This is a genomic window from Primorskyibacter flagellatus, assembly GCF_048268605.1.
Lineage (GTDB): Bacteria > Pseudomonadota > Alphaproteobacteria > Rhodobacterales > Rhodobacteraceae > Primorskyibacter > Primorskyibacter flagellatus.
Genome location: NZ_JBLWVF010000001.1, coordinates 51569 through 74270, shown reverse-complemented (window position 1 = coordinate 74270; position 22702 = coordinate 51569). Strand labels below are relative to the sequence as shown.

The 22702-nt window shown below is 61.3% G+C and carries 15 protein-coding genes; 1 reads left to right on the top strand and 14 read right to left on the bottom strand.

What is annotated here, in order from left to right; all coding sequences use genetic code 11:
- Positions 1–47: 47 nt before the first annotated feature.
- The 5 genes from ACN0WV_RS00345 to ACN0WV_RS00325 form a co-directional block, all read right to left on the bottom strand.
- A complete protein-coding gene (locus ACN0WV_RS00345) occupies positions 48–1400 on the bottom strand; it encodes a cytochrome P450 (RefSeq protein ID WP_417602897.1) in 1353 nt (450 codons plus the stop codon).
- Positions 1397–2635, bottom strand: coding sequence for a hypothetical protein (locus ACN0WV_RS00340; protein ID WP_417602895.1), 1239 nt, complete (start codon positions 2633–2635; stop codon positions 1397–1399). The genes ACN0WV_RS00345 and ACN0WV_RS00340 overlap by 4 nt, the downstream gene beginning before the upstream one ends.
- A 165-nt stretch (positions 2636–2800) precedes the next feature.
- Positions 2801–3547: a cytochrome c biogenesis CcdA family protein gene (locus tag ACN0WV_RS00335; RefSeq protein ID WP_417602893.1), complete on the bottom strand. Its 747-nt coding sequence runs from the start codon at positions 3545–3547 to the stop codon at positions 2801–2803.
- Positions 3548–3674: 127 nt separating this feature from the next.
- Entirely contained in the window at positions 3675–6617 is a 2943-nt protein-coding gene (locus tag ACN0WV_RS00330) for a ribonuclease E/G (protein WP_417602891.1), read from the bottom strand.
- Positions 6618–7200: 583 nt separating this feature from the next.
- On the bottom strand, positions 7201–8079 hold the full coding sequence (locus tag ACN0WV_RS00325; RefSeq protein WP_417602889.1) for an NAD(P)-dependent oxidoreductase: 879 nt from the start codon (positions 8077–8079) through the stop codon (positions 7201–7203).
- A 108-nt stretch (positions 8080–8187) separates the two neighbouring features.
- Here ACN0WV_RS00325 and ACN0WV_RS00320 point away from each other — a divergent pair, with 108 nt between their 5' ends.
- On the top strand, positions 8188–10647 hold the full coding sequence (locus ACN0WV_RS00320; RefSeq protein WP_417602887.1) for a penicillin acylase family protein: 2460 nt from the start codon (positions 8188–8190) through the stop codon (positions 10645–10647).
- 58 nt (positions 10648–10705) lie between these two features.
- Here the strand turns inward: ACN0WV_RS00320 and hflX are convergent, their stop codons facing one another.
- The 9 genes from hflX to dusB form a co-directional block, all read right to left on the bottom strand.
- Positions 10706–11980: a GTPase HflX gene (hflX, locus tag ACN0WV_RS00315; protein ID WP_084352658.1), complete on the bottom strand. Its 1275-nt coding sequence runs from the start codon at positions 11978–11980 to the stop codon at positions 10706–10708.
- A complete protein-coding gene (gene hfq, locus ACN0WV_RS00310) occupies positions 11977–12216 on the bottom strand; it encodes an RNA chaperone Hfq (protein ID WP_084352660.1) in 240 nt (79 codons plus the stop codon). Before hfq ends, hflX begins: the two co-directional genes overlap by 4 nt.
- Positions 12217–12341: 125 nt before the next feature.
- Positions 12342–13862 carry a TrkH family potassium uptake protein gene (locus ACN0WV_RS00305; RefSeq protein ID WP_084352662.1) on the bottom strand — a complete coding sequence of 507 codons (1521 nt, stop codon included), beginning with the start codon at positions 13860–13862 and terminating at the stop codon, positions 12342–12344.
- 4 nt (positions 13863–13866) lie between these two features.
- Positions 13867–15243: a Trk system potassium transporter TrkA gene (trkA, locus tag ACN0WV_RS00300; RefSeq protein WP_084352664.1), complete on the bottom strand. Its 1377-nt coding sequence runs from the start codon at positions 15241–15243 to the stop codon at positions 13867–13869.
- Between the two features lie 116 nt (positions 15244–15359).
- The gene (gene ntrX / locus ACN0WV_RS00295) at positions 15360–16772 is read right to left on the bottom strand and encodes a nitrogen assimilation response regulator NtrX (RefSeq protein ID WP_084352665.1); all 1413 of its coding nucleotides are present in this window, start codon (positions 16770–16772) and stop codon (positions 15360–15362) included.
- Positions 16769–19021 carry a sensor histidine kinase NtrY-like gene (locus tag ACN0WV_RS00290; protein ID WP_417602883.1) on the bottom strand — a complete coding sequence of 751 codons (2253 nt, stop codon included), beginning with the start codon at positions 19019–19021 and terminating at the stop codon, positions 16769–16771. The genes ntrX and ACN0WV_RS00290 overlap by 4 nt, the downstream gene beginning before the upstream one ends.
- A 121-nt stretch (positions 19022–19142) precedes the next feature.
- A complete protein-coding gene (locus ACN0WV_RS00285; RefSeq protein WP_084352667.1) occupies positions 19143–20516 on the bottom strand; it encodes a response regulator in 1374 nt (457 codons plus the stop codon).
- A complete protein-coding gene (locus tag ACN0WV_RS00280) occupies positions 20516–21598 on the bottom strand; it encodes a two-component system sensor histidine kinase NtrB (protein WP_084352668.1) in 1083 nt (360 codons plus the stop codon). The genes ACN0WV_RS00285 and ACN0WV_RS00280 overlap by 1 nt, the downstream gene beginning before the upstream one ends.
- On the bottom strand, positions 21595–22581 hold the full coding sequence (dusB, locus tag ACN0WV_RS00275) for a tRNA dihydrouridine synthase DusB (protein WP_417602880.1): 987 nt from the start codon (positions 22579–22581) through the stop codon (positions 21595–21597). The genes ACN0WV_RS00280 and dusB overlap by 4 nt, the downstream gene beginning before the upstream one ends.
- Positions 22582–22702 lie beyond the last annotated feature (121 nt).

Below are 22702 nucleotides of genomic sequence, written 5' to 3'. Positions count from 1 at the left end.
ATCCCGGCGATCTGAAGCGCGTTTGGGGCATGCTTCGGCCGGGGTGGTCAGTCGCGTTCAACAACGCGCAATCGTATGCCATCACGGGACCGGACCGTCAGATGCGCAACCGGTTCCGGCATATCCACCACCGCCACCCTGAAATCCCGAAGCAGCAGTGACAGAAATAACGGCCCTTCGATCATCGCGAAACCCGCCCCCGGACAGACCCGCGCCCCGGCAGAGAACGGGATGAACGCCTCGCGGGCGCATTTCGTGCCATTCCGCGTCCCCCAGCGCGCCGGATCAAAGCCATCCGGATCGTCCCACAGCCTCTCATGGCGATGCAAATGCCACGGGCTGATGACCATCTGAGCGCCCTTGTCAATGTCCCTGTCCCGGAACCGCTCTGGACAACTTGCCTCTCGCACCATCATCGGGACGGGTGGATAGAGCCGCAAAGCCTCTCGGAACACGTCCCGGCTGATCCGCAGCGCCGACATTTCCGAGAATGCGCCGGTTTCAAGCTGCCGCGCCTCCTGCGCCACCTGCTCTTGCCAGTCAGGGTAACGCGCCATCAAATACAGCGCCCATGCCAGCGCCGAGGCCGAGGTCTCGTGCCCCGCCAGAAAGAAGATCGCCACCTGATCGACCATTTCCCCGACCGAGAAAAGCTCTCCGGTGTCGGGATCCGGGGTTGTCATGATCTTGGTCGCCAGATCATCGGGGGCGGTGCCTGCGTCAATCTCGGCGCGACGCGCTTCGGTCAACTGGGTTATCAGCGCCCGGATCTTGCGCGCCGAGGCTTTGGTCCGGCGCGAGAAGAAGCGCGGCATCCAGCGCGGCAAGGGCACGAAAGCAGCCAGGTTCAACAACGGCTGACTGCGCTGATAGGTACGAAACTCCCGAAACACGGCCTGTGCCATCCGGTCCTCGATCGGGATCGAAAACAGGGTTCGAAAGATCACATCGGCGGCGGCGTGGCTGGTGACTTCCTCGATCTCGACGTCGTGCCCTACCCGCAAGCGCAGCCGTGCCACGGCCTGCTGTCCGGCGGCCCACATGGCAGGATAAGTGTCGCGCAATCGCCCGCCCTCGAATGCCGGATCAATGATCCGCCGCTGCCGTTTCCAAGCTTCGCCATTGGTCAGAAACACGCTGTTGCCAAGCAGGGGCCGCAAACCTTCGCTGATGCGGTCGGATTTAGGAAAATCATCCGGCCGCTCTTTCAGGACGGCCTTCACCAAATCGGGTTGATTAAGCAGATAGGACCGGAAGAAGGGTGTGCGAAACTCTGCCATCCACGCGCGGTACAGGCGTGCAGGCTGGGCCGAAAGAATATCCTGCCGAAACAGCCGCATATAACGCCACAGCGACACCTTGTCGGGCCGCGACGGGGGTTTGGGCGGCAGATCCCTCATGCCGCCATCGACGTGTATTTCGACACCGCTTTTTCCAGTCGGGACTTTGACGGTGCGCGTCCAGCAAAGCGCGTGGCAAGGCTAAGCGGCCCCGCGGTGATCCGGAAATAGTCATAATCTCCGGGACGGTCGAAGGCGCAGAGATACTGAAAATGCAGACGAAAGAACCGCCAGCGCAGCTCTTTCCAGCGTTCGGGCGAAAGTGTCTGGGTAAAGGCCGCCGACAGGACCAAAGGCCAGCGCTTGTCCTCCGGTGCCACGCCCGATACGGCAACAGGATCGCAAAGGGCGAAAGCACACCCATCGCCCGGTGCGGTCACGTCCACCCAGGTAAGTTCTTCCCGGGCTGACAGATAGTGCAGATCGGCGCGCAACTGATCGGCGCGCGGCAGGAAAGACACCATCGGCACCACTTGTCCCAATGACAGAAAGCCAAGCTTTGGCCCATTGGCACGGACCCCGCCCCGCCGGATAAGGTCCGCGAGGATCGACACGCCAAGATGCGCGCCGGAGGAATGCCCGACCACAAGCACCTCATCGAAATCTTGGGACAACGAGGCGGCAATCTCGTCGGTAAATTCGACCATCCGCGCCCGAAGCTCCGGCGAATTGGCGCCTCTGTGGAGGGCCGAATAGGCAAAATCATGCATCAGGTAATAGGCAAACAATTTGCCATCCTGCCGCCTGAACCATGCGATCACGCCGCAGGTCAGCCCGACCCCAGCAACAGCCGCAAAAGCGGCCCCGGACCATGCGGGCAAGAAGTCCAGAAGATTGATCAGAACATGATATGCGGCCCAACCCGCCAAGGCTGCCAGAAAAGCCTGCAATAGCAGAAACGCAACCGGGTAAAGCGCCGCGATCACCGGCCCCTTGCGCAGCCGCATCAGACGCCACAGCGCGCCAGATCCAATGTAGATCCATGCGGTGCGAACAAGCTGACCATATGTTGCCAAGCTCCCCTGCGCCATCGAGGCGCGGACGATGTCGGACCAGACCAGAACCTCGACCTCTGCCAGAACTTCGCTGCCGTCGATCCGGCCTTCTACGCGCCAGCCGAAACGCCCTGCCCCGGTGCCATCGCGCGGCAGCAACGCAATCTCGTAGCCGCTGATCGCGGCCTGAGCGGCACTCTCTTTGCGATACAACTCGCGGTATCGGCGGGGATGTATCGGATCGTAGCCGGGAATGTAGAAAACCCGACGCCGACGCACCTCTTGCCCTTCACTTGCCATGCTCAACTCTCTTTTGAGGTCATGTTACATGAAGCGCGTAGCACAGGTAAGCTGTCTGGTCTTTCCGCGCCTGCAACGAGTACAAAATCACCATCAGGACGAATTCGCAGAGGTTTCAGGCCTGCGGTTGCCCGGCTCTATGGACGCGAGGCCAGAACCAGTGCGTCAGCCCAGCGTCGCCAGAGCCGGGAACGTCTCCAGAAGCCAGAACGAGAACGCGGAAAACCCGCCCGTCAGCATCAACAGACCGATGGTCCACAAAAGCAGTCCCATCACCCGTTCGATCTGTTCCATATGGCGCTTCATCCAGCCCATCACGCCGGTCAGTTGCGGCAGGAAGGCCGCTACCAGCAGAAACGGTATGCCAAGGCCCGCTGCATAGATGCCCAGCAACAACGTACCCTTGCTGACCGAAGCCTCGGACGCCGCAAGAGACAGGATCGCGCCCAGTTGCGGCCCGATGCAAGGTGTCCATCCGAACGCAAAGGCCAGCCCCAGCACATAGGCCCCAAAGGCCGATCCACCACGGTCACCCGCGTCCATCCGGGCTTCGCGGTCAAGGAAACCTATACGGTAGATGCCGATGAAATGCGCTCCGAAGATCATCACCAAAATGCCCGCAATGGTATTGAACGTGCCCTGATATTGCAGGAACACCGCCCCGATCACCGAAGCGGTGAACCCCAACAGCAGGAACACCGTTGACAGGCCCAGCACAAAAAACAGCGCGGGCAGCAGCATTTTGCTACGCCGCCCGGCATTTGCCTCGCCGATCGAGACACCGGACATATAGGCAAGATATGGCGGCACAATTGGCAGCACGCAGGGGCTGAGAAACGACAGCACCCCAGCGAAAAGCGCTACCAGCATGGCGGGCAACAGCCCCGCGTCGATCAGGTCAATTCCAAACATGACCCCCGCTTAGATCATCCAACGCGCGGCGTCACGCTACATGCTGTCACATCCTCGTGGCAGCACTGAAACACAGGTGCTGAATCACCGCCCCCGGCGCGATGGCCGGGGGCGAAGGTCGTGGGTATCAGCGTCCCAAGGACCACCAACCACGTCTCTTGGGCTTGTCCTTGTCATCGGCTTCCGAAGTTTCGGTGTCCGCCGATGCCGTCGCCAGTTCCTTGTCCTCATGCACAACCGGTTGGGGGGCGGCGACCTCGCTCATCGGTTCCGGTGCAGCCTCTGGTTCCGGTGCTGCCACAGGTTCTGGCTGCGGCGGCGTTTCCACGACCGTTTCGACCGACGGCTCTGACACGGTCGGGCTTTCCGGCACAGTCAGATCCGAGACGTCGAGTGTCGACCCCGGTGTCGGATCTTCGATCTGGGCCACATCCACGATAGGTTCAACCGAGGTTTCGACCGGTGCCGGAGTGTCCGTATCGTTATCGGCCGTCTTCGGCTTCGCCCGCGAACGCGTGGTCCTGGGTTTGGCAGGCGCTTTCGTCGCGGTGGACTTCGGTTTTGCTCTCGATCGCGTCGCAGGTTTCTTGGGCGCGGCAACTTCCGCCTCGCCCTCGCCTGGCTGCTCGCCCTCAACAGCCGTTGTTTCGGGTTGTGCCGACGCATCAGCCGTCACGTCAGTCTGCGTGGCCTCTGCCGCCACCGCAGGAACCTCGGCAGGCGCGTCTATGGCAACCTTATCGTCCTCCGGGACATTCTTGCTCTGTGGTTCTTCGGCATCAGCCGCAGGTTTAGCCTCTTCGCCAGGCGTGTCGTCGGACCGGTTTTCGCCGTTCTCGCCATTGCCATCGGACCCGTTAGACTTTGAACGACCGCGCCGACGCCGACGCCGACGCTTTTTCGGCTTGCCGTCTTCGTCAGCTTCATTGTTTGAATTGTCATCAGACGACTTGCTGTCAGACGATTTCGCTTCGGTAACGGTCGCTTCTTCTGCCTCTTCTTTCTTGGTGTCGTGGCTTTCGTCCTCGTCGATCTGATCCATCAAGGACGTATCGACCGAAACGACAGGCGCGACAATCTCGGCGACCTTTCGCGTTGCCGTCTTGAACTTCTCAAGAGTGAAATCGGGCGAAACAAGCGCCGGTTCGCCCTCGATGCGCACGGACATGCCGTAGCGCGCTTCGATCTGTGCGATGTGTTCCCGCTTCTGGTTCATCAGGAAGTTGGCGATACCGACCGGGCATTTCACCAGAACCTCGCGCGACCGTCCGCGCGTGCCCTCTTCCTCGACCTGACGCAGGATCGACAGCGACAGGTTGTCATCCGACCGGATCAAACCGGTGCCGTGGCATGCCGTACAAGGCTGGGTCGTTGCCTCGATCATACCCGGGCGCAGGCGCTGTCGGCTCATCTCCATGAGGCCAAAGCCGGAAATCCGCCCGACCTGAATACGCGCACGATCGGTTTTCAGCTTGTCCTTGATCTTCTTCTCGACCGAGGCGTTGTTCTTGCGCTCGTCCATGTCGATGAAGTCGATCACGATCAGGCCGGCAAGGTCACGCAGACGCAATTGGCGCGCCACTTCTTCGGCGGCCTCCATGTTGGTCTTCAACGCGGTTTCTTCGATCGAGCCTTCTTTCGTGGCCCGACCAGAGTTCACGTCAATCGCCACCAGCGCTTCGGTCACGCCGATCACGATATAGCCGCCGGATTTGAGCTGCACCGTCGGGTTGAACATCGACGACAGGTACGACTCCACCTGATAACGCGCAAACAGCGGCAGGGTCTCGGCGTAATGCTTCACGTTCTTGGCGTGGGACGGCATGATCATTTTCATGAAGTCCTTGGCGATGCGGTAGCCACGCTCGCCTTCCACGAGAACCTCGTCAATCTCGCGGCTGTAGAGATCGCGGATCGAGCGTTTGATCAGATCGCCTTCCTCGTAGATCTTCGCAGGTGCGATGGATTTCAGCGTCAGCTCGCGGATCTGCTCCCACAGCCGTTGCAGATATTCGTAATCGCGCTTGATCTCGGATTTGGTGCGTTTGGCCCCGGCCGTCCGCACGATCAGTCCAGCGCCGGTGGGCACTTCGATCTCGGCCGCGATTTCCTTGAGTTTCTTGCGGTCCACGGCATTGGTGATCTTGCGGCTGATACCGCCGCCACGCGCTGTATTTGGCATCAAAACGCAATAGCGCCCGGCCAACGACAGGTAGGTTGTCAGCGCTGCGCCTTTGTTGCCACGCTCTTCCTTGACCACCTGAACCAGCAGTATCTGACGAACCTTGATAACTTCCTGAATCTTGTAGCGGCGCGGACGCGGCTTGCGGACCGGACGAATGTCTTCCTGATCATCATCATCGGCAACAGATTCGATGGAACTGTCACGAGAGGACGCGTCGCCTTTGGCCTCAGCCCCTTGCTCAGAGTCATTCTCTACACCGTCGTCGACGTCAGCATCGGATGCGTCTTCAGAACGATCCTCCGCAGCGGCATCCGCTTCGGCCACATCCGTCGCCTGCTCCGCCGCAGCCTCGACGGGTTCTTCCACGGGCGTCTCGGCCACGGTCTCCATCGGAGAGCTGCCCTCGGGCACCTCATCCTCATCAAGATCAATCGTTTCCATCCCCGAGATCTGACCTTCGGGTTTGGCAACCTCCTGTGTCACCTTCAGATCGTCGGGCTTGGCACTCTCGGATTTCGCGCTTTTGCGCGACCGGCTGCGGGTCCGCGACGATTTGGGCTTTTCCTCATCCTCATCACGCGCTCGCATTGCCTCGGCATAGGCGCGCTCTTCCTCCATCAGCGCCTCGCGGTCGGCGACGGGGATCTGGTAATAATCGGGATGAATCTCCGAAAAGGCGAGGAAACCGTGCCGGTTCCCGCCATAATCCACAAAGGCCGCCTGAAGGGACGGCTCTACGCGTGTGACCTTTGCAAGGTATATGTTGCCAGCTAGCTGGCGTTTGTTTTCAGATTCAAAGTCGAATTCCTCAACCTTGGTTCCGTCAACCACCACAACGCGGGTCTCTTCCGCGTGGGTGGCATCGATAAGCATTTTCTTGGCCATGTTTTCCGTTCGCACGCCGCAACCGTCCGCATCCCAGGGGGAGCGGACGGTTCACGGCAATGACTTTTCTGGGCGAGAGACGGCGCGACGCTGGTGGAGGACGCTCGGTCCCCCACTGCCAGCCTCAAATCATGCGCGCGCTTCATCGCGGTTCTTCTCCGACGCCTGCCACAAGGGTCAAGGCGCCCATTTACGACCCGTCGCTTGCGCGTTCCGGGCATTCGGTGCGGCCTCTCGGCCCGATCGGTCTGGTCAGACCCGTCAGGGATTTCCTGACGCCACATCTGACCAGCGAAACTCTCATCGGCGCGTTTCGCATGGGAAACTGCGCCATCACTCCAGCATAAAACGTCGACGGCCTGAAATACAATCCACAATCGCATGTCGCGCCGGGAAAACCCGCACACGCCGGAGTTGTGCATCAATAATTACACCAATCGGCTCAGGGCACGCCTCTTTCATAATTCTTCTTGGTTCAAATACTCCGGGGAGTCCGAGGGGCAGGCCCCTCGGTCCCGTCGCATCCGCGGACGCGAACATCAAACGCCTTTCAGCACCGCCGCATCAACGCGAACAATCTGTCTCATCGCGTTTCCAAAGCCCGCAAGCGGCGGATCAGGCTGGACGTGTCCCAGCGTCCACCGCCCAGCTTTTGCACGTCCTTGTAGAATTGATCGACCAGCGCGGTGACCGGCAGGCTGGCACCGGTCTCATCGGCCGTATCCAGACAAATGCCCAGATCCTTGCGCATCCAGTCCACGGCAAAGCCGTGCTCGAATTCGTCAGCAATCATCGTCTCGTAGCGGTTGGACATCTGCCAGGATCCGGCGGCCCCCTGGCTGATCACCTCGACCACGGCGGCCCCGTCAAGCCCGGCTTTCTCGGCAAAATGCAGCGCTTCGGACAGGCCCTGCACAAGGCCTGCGATGGCAATCTGGTTGCACATCTTGGTCATCTGTCCGGCTCCGCTGTCGCCGATACGGCGGCAGATGCGGGCGTAAGCGGCAATCACGGGCTCGGCCTTGGCATAACTGTCGGCATCACCACCGCACATGACCGACAAGACGCCATTCTCGGCCCCGGCCTGCCCACCGGAAATCGGCGCATCGACAAATCCCAACCCGGCCTCACTGGCGGCTGCGTACAACTCAGAGGTGACTTTCGCCGACACGGTCGTATGATCGACAAAGATCCCGCCCGACGTCATTCCGGCAAACGCACCCTCCTCGCCCAGACACACTCCGCGCAGATCATCGTCATTCCCAACACAGGACATGACGAAATCAGCACCTTTGGCGGCCTCGGCCGGGGTTGCGGCAGAGGCACCTCCGTACTCGTCCACCCATTTCTCGGCCTTGGCTGCGGTCCGGTTGTAGACCGTTACCTCGTGCCCCGCCTTCTGCAAATGCCCGGCCATCGGATAGCCCATTACACCCAGACCCAAAAACGCCAGCTTCGCCATATCACTTCTCCTTCAATTCCTGTCTGCCGAGTTGTGTCGCGCCGGCGCTTGGTTGACAAGGGGCCATCCCTGCCGAACACAAGGACGGGCACGCGAACGGAGGCGGACATGGTGACGGTTTTCAGATGGTTGGTGCGGATCACCGGCGCGGTGCTGGTGCTCAGCTGCCTTGTCATCGCTTTGGTCTACTATCTCGCATCGCAATCACTTCCCGACTATGACAAGACGTTGAAAGTTGACGGCACCACGACAGAAATCGAGATCGTGCGCGACCACGCCAATGTGCCGCATATCTTCGCCGGTGCTGACCGCGATGTGTTTTTCGGCCTCGGCTACGCCCATGCGCAGGACCGCCTGTGGCAGATGATGATGTTGCGTCGCACGGTGCAGGGCCGCCTGTCAGAGATGTTCGGCGCGCGCACTGTCAATATCGACAAGCTGCTGCGACGTCTGGATTTCTACCCCCTTGCCACGCGCTCGGTCGAGGCGCAGGACCCGCGGACAATACGCGCGCTGGAGGGCTATGCCGCAGGTGTCAACGCCCGCATCGCCGAGATCAACCGTGACAGTCTGGGCCGAGGCGCGCCAGAGTTCTTCCTGTTCGATACCGCCATCCCGCCCTGGCGACCGGCGGATTCCGTTGCCATCGTCAAGCTGATGGCGCTTCAGCTGTCCGGGCAGCTCTCGACCGAGGTTCTGCGCGCCCGCACATCGCTGCTCTTGCCCGAAGAAAACCGTCTTGCCGACATCCTGCCCGACATGCCTGGACCCGGCATCGCCGCCCTGCCCGATTATGCGGCACTGGTTCCCGGCGTTCCGCGCTATGCCAAGGCAAATCCCCGCAACGACGACCCGCTCAATCCGGTGAAACGACGCGGTTTTGCGGGTGCCTCCAACGGTTGGGCCGCGGCCCCTTCCCGCTCTGCCTCGGGTGGGACGCTATTGGCCAATGACCCGCATCTGGAATTCACCGCCCCTTCCACCTGGTATCTTGCGCGGCTGGAATTGTCCGCGGGCGGTGTCATCGGTGCCACGATCCCAGGCATTCCTGCGGTCCTGACCGGACGCAGCGACCGGCTGGGCTGGGGACTGACTTCTGCCTATGTAGACGATCAGGACGTGCGCATAGAGGCGCTCAACCCCGATAATCCCGAAGAGTACCGTACGCCGGACGGGTACAAGGCCTTTGAGACGCGCAAGTCGATCATCTCCATAAAGGATGACACACCGATCACCATTACCCTGCGCTGGACCGACAACGGACCCGTCTTGCCGGGCACACATTACGATCTGGACACGATCACGCCGCCGGGCCATGTGGCCTCGCTGTCGTGGACGGCCCTCAGCCCGCGCGACACGTCGATGACAGCCGCCGTCAATCTGATGTATGCAGGCTCTGTCGACGAGGCGCTTGGCGTATCCGAGGATTTCATCGCACCGGCGCAGAACCTGACTTTGGCGGATCAGAACAACGTGGCGTTGGTGATGGTCGGCGCGATGCCAAATCGGAACGAAGGCCATCAAAGCAAGGGACGGCTGCCCACGCAAGGATGGCGACCTGAAAACCGCTGGAACGGACGGCTGCCCTTTTCCGACAACCCGCGCTTTATCTCGCCCGCTGGCGGCATCGTCGGCAATACCAACAACAAGATCGTGGACCGGCCGTTTCCACAGCATGTCAGCTATGACTGGGGCGACAGTCAGCGCATCCAGCGTTGGGAACGCCTGATGCAGGGACGCGAGGTGCACACCCGCGACAGCTTTATCGAGGCGCAGCTTGACACGGTCAGCACCACGGCCCGCACGCTTTTGCCGCTGATAGGTGCCGATCTGTGGTTCACGACCGAAGCCGCCCCCGAAGGCACACCGGAACGCCGCCGGCAGGACGCGCTGAACCTGCTGGCCGGGTGGAACGGAGAAATGAACGAACACCTGCCGGAACCGTTATTGTATGCCGCGTGGCTGCGGGCGCTTCAGGAACGGCTGATCCGCGACGACCTTGGCCCGCTGGCGGACGAATACGACCATGTCGAACCGTTGTTCATCGAGCGTGTGTTTCGCGATGTAGACGGCGCGTCTGCCTGGTGCGACATCATCCGCAGCGCCGCGATCGAGACCTGCACGGATATTTCGCGGCTGGCGCTTGACGATGCGCTGGTCTGGGTCGCCGAGACCTATGGCACCGCGCTTGAATCCCTGCGCTGGGGCGACGCCCACGAGGCCACCCACGACCATCCGGTGCTGGGCAAAGTCGCGGTGCTGAACTATTTCGTGAACATTCGCCAATCGACCAGCGGTGGCGACAACACGCTGATGCGCGGCCGCACGCGCGGCACCGGACCGGACCCGTTTCAAAACACGCATGGCGCGGGCTATCGCGGGGTCTATGATTTTGCCGATCCCGACAGTTCGGTCTTTGTCACGGCCACCGGGCAATCGGGCCATTTCCTGTCACGCCATTACGACGATCTTGGGCAACTTTGGCGACGTGGAGAATATACCCCGATGTCACTGGACACCGATCTTGCGCGCGCGGCGGCTGTCGGCATCACGCGTTTGACGCCCTGAAATTCCGGGATTTCAGGCGTCCGCATGCCGGCCCTGACACAGCCAAATCGCGTCGCGCTCAAAGCTGGCGGTATTCTCCGGCTTGCTTGGCGCTCCAGTTGACGGTGATCTCGAACCCGTCTTCGGTCTGAAGCTCCTGGGTGACGACGCCGCGTTCATGCAGCCAAGCCCGCTGTTTGCCCGCGTCAAAGCCCAGAACAAGGTCCTCGGTCTGTTTCTGAGCGTCCAATGCCGCGCGCATCGCTTCCAGCAATGCGTCCATGCCTTCGCCCGTGATCGCCGAGACCGTGAGCACATTTTCGTCGCGTTCGGCGCGCGCGCGCAAGGCCTCGGCGTCTTCATCTGCCACCAGATCAAGCTTGTTCCAGACCTCCAGCATCGGCGTCGCATCGGTGATGCCCAACCCTTCGAGGATTTCGCGCACGTCTGCCGCCTGCTCTTCGCTGCCATCATGGCTGATGTCGCGGACATGGCAGATCAGATCGGCGGCCAGCACTTCCTCCAGCGTGGCGCGGAACGCGGCGACCAGTTCCGTCGGCAGATCAGAGATGAACCCCACAGTGTCGGACAGGATTACGTCCAGCCCGTTCTCCAGCCGCACCGCCCGCATGGTCGGGTCCAGCGTGGCAAACAGCATGTCCTTCGCCATCACCTCTGCCCCGGTCAACCGGTTGAACAGGGTGGATTTTCCGGCGTTGGTATAGCCCACAAGTGCCACAATCGGATAAGGCACCTTGGCCCGTGCGGCACGATGCAGCGCGCGGGTCCTGACGACTTTCTCAAGCTGTCGGCGCAGCCGCACAAGCTGGTCGTCAATCGCGCGGCGGTCCGCCTCGATCTGCGTCTCACCGGGGCCGCCGACAAAGCCCAGCCCGCCGCGCTGGCGCTCCAGGTGGGTCCAGGCGCGGACCAGACGGGTTCGTTGATAGGACAGCGCGGCCATCTCGACCTGCAACACACCCTCGCGCGTCGCGGCACGGTCACTGAAAATCTCCAGAATCAAGCCGGTCCGGTCGAGGATCTTGACGTCCCAGGCCTTTTCCAGATTGCGCTGCTGAACGGGGCTGAGCGGACCATCGACCAGCACAAGCTCTACCTCGGCCTCCTCGAAGACGCGCCTCAGCTCTTCTATCTTTCCGGTGCCGAACAGGCCCGCCGGTTGCGGTTTGGGCAGACGAATGACATCGGCGCCCACAACCTCCAGATCCGGCAGGGCCGCGGCCAGGGCGACTCCCTCTTGCAGCGCAGGACCGGGCTCGCGCCTCTGCCGATCAGACAGGATATCAGGATGCAGAACCCATGCGCGGGTTACATGCGTGTCATGTTCTCTCAACTGTTCTCTTCGCCATCATACAGGTTGATCGGCTGCGAGGGCATGATCGTCGAAATGGCATGTTTATAGACCAGTTGAGATTGTCCATCGCGACGCAACAACACGCAGAAATTGTCAAACCAGGTAATCACCCCCTGCAACTTTACACCGTTGATAAGGAATACGGTGACCGGAACCTTGGTCTTTCGAACATGGTTCAGGAACGCGTCTTGCAGGTTTTGCCTATCGGAAGCCATTGAAATCGCCTTTATTCTTGTCGTGTCGCGCAGTTCGGAACGCCCTCGATGCACGATTATGTATTGCTGCTTTCAGAGTTACCAGCAGAAATCCATGCTCTTTTCGCATGCGCGGCATCCTGATGCTATTCACGCCACAGATCCGGCGTGATCATCGCAATGATTGCCAGCGTTTCGAACCGCCCCAAAATCATCGCCGCGCACAGGAAAATCTTGGCCTCAGCCCCCAGCCGAACCAGATCTATCGGGGTCTCGGACGCCGAGGTAATCAACGGGCCGGTGGTGGACAGAGTCGCGATCGCCAACACCATAGCGTTTTCAAACGGCACATGCACGGCAGTCAGCGCCATTGTCACCATGGTGAAGGATAGCGCGAACAGCATGAAGAAGATCCAGGCGATGAAGGCACCGGACCGTCGGACGCGCCGGGTAAAGGCACTCGCCCGCCCCACGGAATGCGGATGCACCAGCCGCTCGATCTCTCGCATACCGTTGAGATAAAGCGCAAAAACCCGCAGCAGCTTGACCCCGCCCGCCGTCGTGGCCACGCCGCCGCCGATCAGCGAAAGACCAAGCAGGATCAGGCCCGGCGTTTGCAACCCTGACCAGTTCTGCGCCTCGTTCCACTCGGCACTTTCAAACCCCGTTGTGGTCAGAAAGGACAGCACGGTAAAGGTCGCCCCCCAATAGGCGCGCAGTCCCGCCATCAGGTTTTCTTCTTCGTTGAACTCGAACGAGGCAATCCAGTGACGCAGAAACAGCAACAGCGGCACGCCGATGACAAAGATCAGGCCAAGCCGAAACTCGGGGTCATGGCGCAGACCGGGTTGGGCGCGGTTGATCGTATCGCTGGAAAAGGTCAGCCGGGACAGCGCGAAGGCGAGAAAGAAAAACACCACCACCTCTCCGGCGAACCCGCTGGACGCATTGTCCAGCCCGCCGATCGAGGAAATGCCGCTGGTGGCCATCACCGACATGGCGTGGATCACCGCCACCAAGGGACGGTCCCCCGCCACCATCAGTGACAGCCAAAGCACTAGCGTCAGCCCCGCATAGATCGGCACCAGATAATGCGCACTGCGCCACAGCCGTCGTGTCGGGTCGGCCATATCCAGACGCGCCGCCCCTGCCGCCGAGATCTGGCCGGGCTCGCCGCCCGCCGTCACCTCGAACCCGCCCAGGGTCAGGGGCGCGAGAATGGCGGCCGCCGCGATCCACATCAGCAGCCCGCCCAGCCAGCCGACCTCGGCGCGCCACAGGTGCTGCGTTCGGGTCAGGCGGTCAGGCTCAAACAGCGTGGCACCCGTGGTGGTCAGGCTGGAAACCATCTCGAAATAGGCATTGAGAAACGTGGTCGTGCGCACCGCCTCGAAGAACGGTACAGCCAAAAGCGCGGGGATCAGCACGAACCCGGCCAAAAGCGCCGCAAGCTGGCGCAGCGCGCTCAGGCTGATGGTCCGCCCCGACATCGCTGTGGCCACCAGCCCCGACAGAACCAGCCCGACAACGCTGGTATAGAAGAAGCTGCGCGCTTCGTGAAAGCTTTGTTGGGCAAGCGCATAGGCGGCCGGAACCAGCATCGCGGCGCAGGCCAGCACTGTAAGCAACAGAAGGAACGGCAGAAGCTTCAGGCGATTAAGCAGCATGGCGTCAGAAGAAGTCGATAGAGACCTGCAACAGCCGCTCTACCTCGGGCACGTCGCTGGTCATGGCAAAGATCACGATCATATCGCCTTCGTCGATCCGCAGGCCGCCCACAGGCTTTACCACCTTGCCCTCTTTCATCACAGCGCCCACCAGCACGCCTTCGGGGAAGTCGATGTCGCGTATTTTCTGCCCCGAGATCGGCGATGTGGACAGCACCTCTGCCTCGATCACCTCTGCTTCGGCATCGCCGATGGAATAAACGGCGCGCACCCGGCCATGGCGGATATGGCGCAGGATCGAACTGACGGTGGTGGCGCGCGGGTTGATATAGGCGTCAATGCCAAGCGGCCCCATCAGAGGCACCAATGTCGGATCGTTGATCAGTACAATGGCCATTGGACAGCCCGCAGCCTTGGCACGCACGGCGGCCAGCATGTTGGTCTTGTCATCATCCGTAACGCAGAGAACGGCATCTGCACGATCGATATTGGCCTCGGCCAGCAAGGTTGCATCCAGCCCGTCGCCGTGCAGAACAATGGTTTTTTCCAGCACATCGGCGGCGCGTTCGGCCACGCCGCGATTTTTCTCGATCACCTTGGCGCGGACGCGTTCGGCACGAGCCTCAAGCTGTCGGGCGACGGTCAGGCCGACATTGCCGCCGCCGATCAGAACGACCCGTTCCTGCTTCTTGACCGATTTGCCGAAAATTTCCATGGTGCGGCGGATGTCGTCCGCATGTGACATGACATAGCAATCATCGCCGACAAACAGCTGATCCCCCGGATCGGGTGCCCAAAGCGTGCCATCGCGCCTGATGCCCACCACGATCGAGCGCAGGGTGGAAAAGAGATCCGTCAACTGCCGAAGCGGCGTGTTCACGACCGGACAGCCTTCCTCGATCGTGAGACCAAGAAGATGCGCCTTGCCGTCAAGGAAGGTTTCCGTGTCAAAGGCCGAGGGTGCCGCCAGCCGTTGCAGGGCAGCATCCGCGACCTCACGTTCAGGACTGATGACCACGTCAATTGGCATGTGGTCGCGGCGATACAGGTCGGAATAGATCGCCGTCAGATAGCTTTGTGACCGCAGCCGCGCCACTTTTCGCGGGATCGCAAAGATCGAATGCGCCACTTGACAGGTCACCATGTTGACCTCGTCCGAATGGGTGGCGGCGATGATCATGTCCGCATCGCGCGCGCCTGCACGGTCAAGGATGTCAGGATAGGACGCGAACCCCGCGATACCCTGCACATCCAGCGTATCGGTGGCGCGCCGCACGAGATCGGGATTGTTGTCCACGACCGTCACATCGTTGCGTTCGCCAGACAGATGCCGTGCGATCTGCCAGCCAACCTGGCCTGCCCCGCAGATGATGACCTTCATTCCAAGCCCTTCCGGCGAAACGTTCTACGCCGGATTTGCATGACAGAAGCCCCCGCAAGGGTCAATCCGGCAGCGCCGGGGCAAGAGATTGGGTTTCGCATGCGCTGGCCGTGTCGTCACTCGACCTCGGCGTCGTCTTCGACATGGGCGATGCGCGCACCTGCCTTGGAGGACGTCACCACACCCAGGGATTTCAGTTTGCGATGCAGCGCCGAGCGTTCCATGCCGACAAAGCTGGCCGTTCGGCTGATATTGCCCCCGAACCGGTTGATCTGGGTCAGCAGATATTCACGCTCGAACGCTTCGCGCGCCTCGCGCAGCGGCAAGGTCGCCAGCGTGCCCGAAAGCACCACGCGGTTTTCATCGCCGTCCGGCACGCCACTATCCTGCGGCAACTCGCGCGCCGTGATCTCGTCATGGCCTTCGCCAAGGATCAGCACGCGTTCCACCAGATTCTTCAACTGACGCACATTGCCGGGCCAGACCATCGTCTGCATCAGCGCCACCGCCTCATCGCTGAGGGCGCGCTGCGGCAGGCCTTGGGTCTTGTGGCATTGCTCGATGAAATGCGCGGCCAGCAGCGGAATATCCTCGCGCCGCTCCTCGAGGCTGGGCACGGCAATCGGCACGACGTTGAGCCGGTGATACAGTTCCTGCCGGAACGTCCCCGCCGCAATCTCTGCCTCCAAATTGCGCGCGGTGGACGAGATCACCCGCAAATCGACGCGCACCTTGTCGGCACCGCCCACCCGTGTGAACTGCTGATCGACCATCACCCGCAGGATCTTGGATTGGGTGCCAAGCGGCATGTCGGCGACCTCATCGAAATAGATCACGCCACCATGGGCCTGTTCCAGAAGACCCGGCTCCACCCCGCGATCAGACCCTTCGCGCCCGAACAGCACCTCTTCCATGCCTTCGGGCGACACGCCTGCACAATTCACGGTGATGAACGGACCCGCGGCGCGATTGGAATGGGCGTGGATATAGCGCGCGGCGACCTCCTTGCCCGATCCCGGCGGCCCGGACAGCATCACGCGGCCGTTGGATTTGGTGACTTTGTCGAGCTGGCCAATCAGTCCGCGAAACGCGGCGCTTTCGCCGATGACCTCGGTCGGGTGGCTGTCCTTGCGTTTCAGTTTCTGATTCTCGCGGCGCAGGCGGCTGGTTTCCATCGCGCGTCGGATCACCACCAGCAACTGGTCGATATTGAAGGGCTTTTCGATGAAATCATAGGCCCCCTGCTTGATCGCCGCGACGGCAATCTCGATATTGCCGTGGCCCGAGATTATGACCACGGGAACATCCGGGTTGTCACGCTTGACGGTCTTGAGGATGTCGATCCCGTCCATCTTGCTGTCTTTCAGCCAGATATCTAGGATCAGCAGCGCGGGCGGCTCGGCGTTGATCTCGGCCATCGCCTCGTTGGAATTGCCGGCCAGCCGCGTGGTATAGCCTTCGTCTTCAAGAATATCCCCGATCAACTCGCGGATATCGCGTTCGTCATCGACGATCAAAATGTCACTCATACGACCCTCGTTCCTGTTGCGGACGGCTCTGCCATCGCGGCCGCCCCCGTTTCACCAAGCGGCAGACGGATGACCGCCATTGCGCCGCGATGCGATGCGCCGTCAAACACCGGCGCATCTTCGAGGACGAGGCTGCCGCCATGCTCCTCGATGATTTTCTTGACGATCGGCAGGCCAAGCCCGGTGCCCTTGTCACGGGTGGTGACATAGGGTTCGAACAGACTGGCCCGGTCCTCGGGCAAGCCGACGCCATTGTCCATGATCCGGATCTCGGCCCGGTCACCGTCGCGTTTCAGCGTGACGTGGATCTGCGGGACAAACCCGCTTTCAACACCCTCTTCGATCCGGCCTTCAATCGCTTCACCGGCGTTCTTGATCAGGTTCGTCAAAGCCTGGCCGATCATGGTGGCGTCCAGCTCTGCCGGCATGTCGCCGCCTTCAAAATCGGTGACAAAGCTCACATCGGGTTGGCCCGCCTCCTGCAACAGCACGGCACCGCGCAACAGGTCCCTCACGTCCTCGGGGCGGCGCTCTGGTTCTGGCATGCGGGCGAATTTGGAAAATTCGTCGACAATGCGCCGCAAGTCGTTGGTCTGCCGCACGATGACGCCGGTCAACTGGTCAAGGCTTTCGCCTGATTCCTCGTCCAACTGACGGCGGAACTTGCGCTTGATGCGTTCGGCGGACAGCTGGATCGGGGTGAGCGGGTTCTTGATTTCATGCGCGATACGGCGCGCCACATCCCCCCATGCCGCCATCCGCTGCGCGCTGACCAGCGTTGTCACATCATCAAAGGCCACCACGAAGCCTTCAAGACTGCCATTCGCGCGGCGGCGGTTGGACATGCGCACCAGCAGATGTTCCAGACGTCCTTCGCGGCTGACCTTAACCTCTTCCTGAACGGTCTCGTTTCCACCATCCCGCAGCTTCTCAAAGACCGGCCCGAACTCTGGGACCGACACGGAAATGGGCATCGACTGCTGGTCCGCGCTCCAGGCAAGCAAGCGTTCGGCGGAGCGGTTGACGAAGGTCACCCGCCCGCCTTCGTCCAGCCCCACGACACCAGATGTGACAGAGGTCAGCACGGAATCGAACAGCCGCTGACGACGCTCGATCTGGCGGGTATTGTCCAGCAACGTGTTGCGCTGGCCCTTCAGTTGCCGGGTCATCTGGTTGAAGTAACGTCCCAGCATGGCGATCTCGTCATCGCCGTCCTCCTCGACAACCTGCACGTCCAGATCACCGGAGCCCACCTGCTGTGCCGCACCGGCCAAACGCCCGACCGGACGCGACAGCCGTTCGGCAAACCACATGCCCAACCAGACGGCGGCAAGGATCAGCAACATCGCAAAACCAAGATACAGCATAGCAAAATCAAACAGACGCCGTCCGCGCTCGCTTTCCTGTTGCTGGTAGAAGCGTGCGGTTTGCTGTGTTTCGTCCAACAGGTTGAGAATGGCGCCATCGACCTCGCGGCTGACATAAAGAAACCTGTCGACAAAAGCGTTCAGCGGCACCAAGGCGCGAAACTCGTTATTGTCCCAATCCGGGATCAGCGCGACGCCTTGCTCTAGCGCCTCTGCGATACGGCCAGAGGTCGGTTGTTCGTAGTCGAAAAGGTAGGACCGTTCGCCGCGTGCGCGGATTTCGCCGGCACTGTCGATCACATAAGCCTCGCGCAGCCCGCGCTGGATCTGGCTTTGCCCCGTTCCCAAGACCTGCCGGACTTCGCCATCATTCATCGCGAATGTCGCGCGCCGGTTGGCGTCAATGAAGGCCGCCAGTGCCTGGGCATCCTGGGCCAGCCCCTCGCGATGTTCCGCCTCATAGGATTCCGCCGCCTCAAGCGAGGCGCCTACAACGGCGCGCACCCGGTCCGAAAACCATGCTTCCAGCCCGATATTGATGGTCAGCACCGCAAAGACCGCGACAGTCACCGTCGGCAACAACGCCATCAGCGCAAACACACCGGTCAGCCTGAGGTGAAGCCGCGAGCCCGCCGATTTGGCCCGCCGCGCCGACACCATGCGCGCCACGCGCTGCAACACCAATGCCGCAACAAGCAGGACATAGACAAAATCCGCGAGCAGGATCAGCCGCAACGGCATGGATGCGGCCCCCTGATCCAGCGGCCCGAGAATCGCAAATGTCGCCGCCGCCAGCACCGGCCCCAGCAAGACCAGCCCCAGCGTTGCCGCATTCTGGATACGGCGTTGCCGCCGCAGCCGGTTGAACCGGGTCCAGGTCAAGGCTCGTGCCTTTAAGGCCACAGGTCGCCCTCTTCTTGATGTGCTGCCCAAGGCAGCCAACCGCCATATCTAGTGGTCCGTTCCGGAACCGAAGCACCGGGGCCACTGTTATGTTGCCCTTTTACATCAACTTTCGGCGCCGTGTCACGCTAATATCCAGATCGGTGATTTTCTTGCGCAACGTATTGCGGTTGATCCCCAGTAGATCGGCACATTTGGCCTGATTTCCACCCGTTGCATCCAGCGCAATCTCTATCAGGGGGGCCTCTACTTCACGCAGAATGCGCGAATACAGGCCCGGCGGCGGCAGCATGTTGTCGTGCAGATCGAAATAGCGCCGCAAGTGCCGCGCCACGCTGGCCGAAAGCTTTTCGACATCGCTACCGCCGCGCAGAACAGGGCCCATTTCGGGCTGATTGCCCAGCACCATCTCTACCTCTGTCCGGCTGATTTCGTCCGAGCGGCTGGTCAGTCCCAACCGACGCACGGCGTTTTCCAACTGCCGCACATTGCCCGGCCAGCTATAGGCGCGGAACAGCTCTTCGGCTTCGCGCGACAGCCATCGCTTCGGGGCACCGTCGCGTTCTTCACGGGACAGGAAATGTTCGGTCAATAGCGCAATATCGTCCACACGTTCGCGCAACGCGGGCACAGTCAGCGTTGCACCGCACAGACGGTAATACAGATCGGGACGCACGCGGCCCTCTTCCATCGCGACCGCCAGATCGCTTTGACTGGTGGCCATGAAGCGCGGGACATGATCGCCGGGGACATCCATCATGCGGACAAGCCGCGCCTGCATCTCATCGTCGAGATTGGCGATCTCGTCGATCAGAAGCGTGCCGCCCTTGACCCGCGCCAGAACGCGCATCGGGCCTTCAAGCTCTTGCAAATCGGCCGCAGCCACCGTCACGAAAGGCAATGTGCGGCGGTCGGAGAAGTCGTGAACCGCCCGCGCGATCAGGCTTTTGCCGGTGCCGCTTTCCCCGCAGATCAGAACTGACAGATCGGTGTTCACCACCCGCGCGACCAACCGGTAAAGCGCCTGCATTGCCGCGGTCTTGCCAACCAGCGGAAGATCATCCGGCGCGTCCGTCAGATCATCAGACCGCGGTGACTGCGGCACATGGCGTCTGCTTTCCAGCGCCCGGGCGGTGCGCTTCATCAGATCCGGCAGGTCAAACGGTTTGGGCAGGTAATCATAGGCCTCGGCCTCGGCCGCCTGAATCGCCGTCATGATGGTGTTTTGCGCCGAGATCACGATCACCGGCAATCCGGGCCGGTCCTGCGCAATCCGGGGCAGCATCTCCAGCCCGTTCCCGTCAGGCATCATCACATCCGAGATCACCACGTCGCCCTTGCCCTCTGCCACCCATCGCATCAGCGTGGTCAGCGAGCTGGTCGCGTGGACCTTGCATCCGGCACGCGTCAGCGCCTGGGTCAGAACCGTTCGGATCGTGCGGTCGTCATCGGCGACCAGAACCGTGCCATCCATCAATCTTTCTCCTTGAGTTCCCGCGCCGCTCGCGGAAGCGAGATTTGAAAAACGGTGCGGCCAGGCACAGAGGTGACCGAAATCCACCCGTCATGGTCAGAGATAATCTTGTTCACCAGCGCCAATCCCAGCCCGGTGCCATTTTCGCGGCCCGAAACGAAGGGATCGAAAATATCGCCCTTGATGTTCTCCGGCAGGCCGGGACCGTCATCCGTGATTTCGATTTGCAGCGGCAGCGCCTGCCCTGACCCATCCGACCGGCGCAGACGAAAGCTGTGTTCATAGAAACTGCGAAGACGGATCGTGCCGCCCTTCGGCCCTGCTGCTTGCGCTGCGTTTTTCAGCAGGTTCAATATGACTTGCAACAATTGGTCCGGATCGCCGCAGGCCATCGGCAGGGACGGGTCGTAATCCTCGACGATCCGCATCTGCGCGCCAAACCCCAGCAAGGCAGAACGACGGGCGCGATCCAGAACATCGTGGATATTCACATCGCGGCGTTCCGGCGGCGACAGGTTTCCGAATTGCTCGACCTGTTCAAGCAGCTTTACGATCCTTCGACTTTCTTCGACAATAAGGTCTGTAAGTTCAAGGTCTTCCGTCGCGAGGTTCATGCTGAGAAGTTGCGCGGCACCGGTGATGCCCGCCAGCGGGTTCTTGATTTCATGGGCCAGCATCTCGGCCATGCCGATGGCGGATTTCGCTGCGGATTTCACCGAATGACTTTGCGTCATTCGTCCGGCCAACTCGCGCGGCGAAATCAGCATTATCATCCAGCCCGGCCTGCCCGCCACGGGCGCAAGCGACAGATTACACTGCAAGGGCGCACGGTTGCCCGGTCCCACATCGACATCATTGACGAAAAGCGGGGTGCCGTTCCTGCGCGCCCGTTCGATGCTGTCTTCCAGCGGCGCGTCGATCATCAAGCGGTCCCAGATCGGCTGCCCGGCCAGCGATTTGGACGAATTGTTCATAAACCCTTCGGCGGCGGGGTTGAGATCGGCAATATTCTCATCCTCGTCGATCAGGATTGCCGGAACGGGCAACGAGGACCAGATCGCATTGCTCAACTCGGGGGTCATGCTGCCGCGACCCCCTGCCCGTACAGCAAGGCCGGCTCCAGCCCGTCCAGCACCTCTGCGGGGGTTTTGGCGGTCAGGATGCAACGCCGCATCGGTGCCGCGGTTCCGACCACATCCATGTACCAGGCCAGATGCTTGCGAGAGACACGCAGACCAAGATCTACGCCGTAGAAGGAGAGCATTGCCTCGTAATGCCCCGCGACCAAGGCAACCAACGCCGACCCATGCGGGATTTGCGGCGCGGGATGCCCGTGCAGCGCAGATGCGACATGAGCCAGCAACCATGGCTGACCCTGCGCGCCGCGTCCGATCATCACCCCGTCAGCGCCCGATTGCGCCCTTGCCTGCCGGGCAGTTGCCAGATCCACAATATCGCCATTTGCGATCACCGGGATTGCCACGGCCTGCTTGACCGCGCGGATCGCAGCCCAATCGGCGCGGCCCTTGTAAAACTGACAGCGTGTCCGGCCATGCACGGTAATCATCTGCACACCCGCACCCTCTGCCCTTCGGGCAATATCCGGCGCATTCAGACAGTCGCTGTCCCAGCCCAACCGCATTTTCAGCGTCACCGGAAGGTTAACGGCCTCCACCACCGCCTCGATCAAGCGCAGCGCTTGATCCGGGTCGCGCATCAGCGCCGAACCGGAATAGCCGCCCACCACCTTCTTTGCGGGGCAGCCCATATTGATGTCGATGACCCGCGCGCCGTTGGCGGCGACCATCCGGGCAGCCTCTGCCATCCAATAGGCATCGCGGCCCGCCAGTTGCACAGAGGTATTGGCCCGGCCGAAACCAAGCTCTGCCTTCTCCCGAACGCCGGTCTTCGCCTGCACCATTTCCTGACTCGCCACCATCTCGCTGACCACCAGACCCGCCCCAAAACCTGAAACCAGCTCGCGGAACGGCAGATCCGTGATCCCCGCCATCGGCGCGAGCAATATCGGGGGATCGACAGTAATATCTGCCAGTTCGATGGCCACTTGCTTAATCCTTGTGCAGTCACCTTTGAAGTATCGCAGCGATGCCAATACTGCAATCTCGGCGGTCCCGCCTCCGCCAAACCGGCGCGCCACTGCTCATTTTTTGTGCAGTGTGACCTGA

What these genes read in the sequence shown, in the direction of transcription:
- ACN0WV_RS00345 (WP_417602897.1), bottom strand. Translation starts at nt 1,400, where the DNA reads ATGAGGGATCTGCCGCCCAAACCCCCGTCGCGGCCCGACAAGGTGTCG.
- ACN0WV_RS00340 (WP_417602895.1), bottom strand. Translation starts at nt 2,635, where the DNA reads ATGGCAAGTGAAGGGCAAGAGGTGCGTCGGCGTCGGGTTTTCTACATT.
- ACN0WV_RS00335 (WP_417602893.1), bottom strand. Translation starts at nt 3,547, where the DNA reads ATGTTTGGAATTGACCTGATCGACGCGGGGCTGTTGCCCGCCATGCTG.
- ACN0WV_RS00330 (WP_417602891.1), bottom strand. Translation starts at nt 6,617, where the DNA reads ATGGCCAAGAAAATGCTTATCGATGCCACCCACGCGGAAGAGACCCGC.
- ACN0WV_RS00325 (WP_417602889.1), bottom strand. Translation starts at nt 8,079, where the DNA reads ATGGCGAAGCTGGCGTTTTTGGGTCTGGGTGTAATGGGCTATCCGATG.
- ACN0WV_RS00320 (WP_417602887.1), top strand. Translation starts at nt 8,188, where the DNA reads ATGGTGACGGTTTTCAGATGGTTGGTGCGGATCACCGGCGCGGTGCTG.
- hfq (WP_084352660.1), bottom strand. Translation starts at nt 12,216, where the DNA reads ATGGCTTCCGATAGGCAAAACCTGCAAGACGCGTTCCTGAACCATGTT.
- ACN0WV_RS00305 (WP_084352662.1), bottom strand. Translation starts at nt 13,862, where the DNA reads ATGCTGCTTAATCGCCTGAAGCTTCTGCCGTTCCTTCTGTTGCTTACA.
- trkA (WP_084352664.1), bottom strand. Translation starts at nt 15,243, where the DNA reads ATGAAGGTCATCATCTGCGGGGCAGGCCAGGTTGGCTGGCAGATCGCA.
- ntrX (WP_084352665.1), bottom strand. Translation starts at nt 16,772, where the DNA reads ATGAGTGACATTTTGATCGTCGATGACGAACGCGATATCCGCGAGTTG.
- ACN0WV_RS00285 (WP_084352667.1), bottom strand. Translation starts at nt 20,516, where the DNA reads ATGGATGGCACGGTTCTGGTCGCCGATGACGACCGCACGATCCGAACG.
- ACN0WV_RS00280 (WP_084352668.1), bottom strand. Translation starts at nt 21,598, where the DNA reads ATGACCCCCGAGTTGAGCAATGCGATCTGGTCCTCGTTGCCCGTTCCG.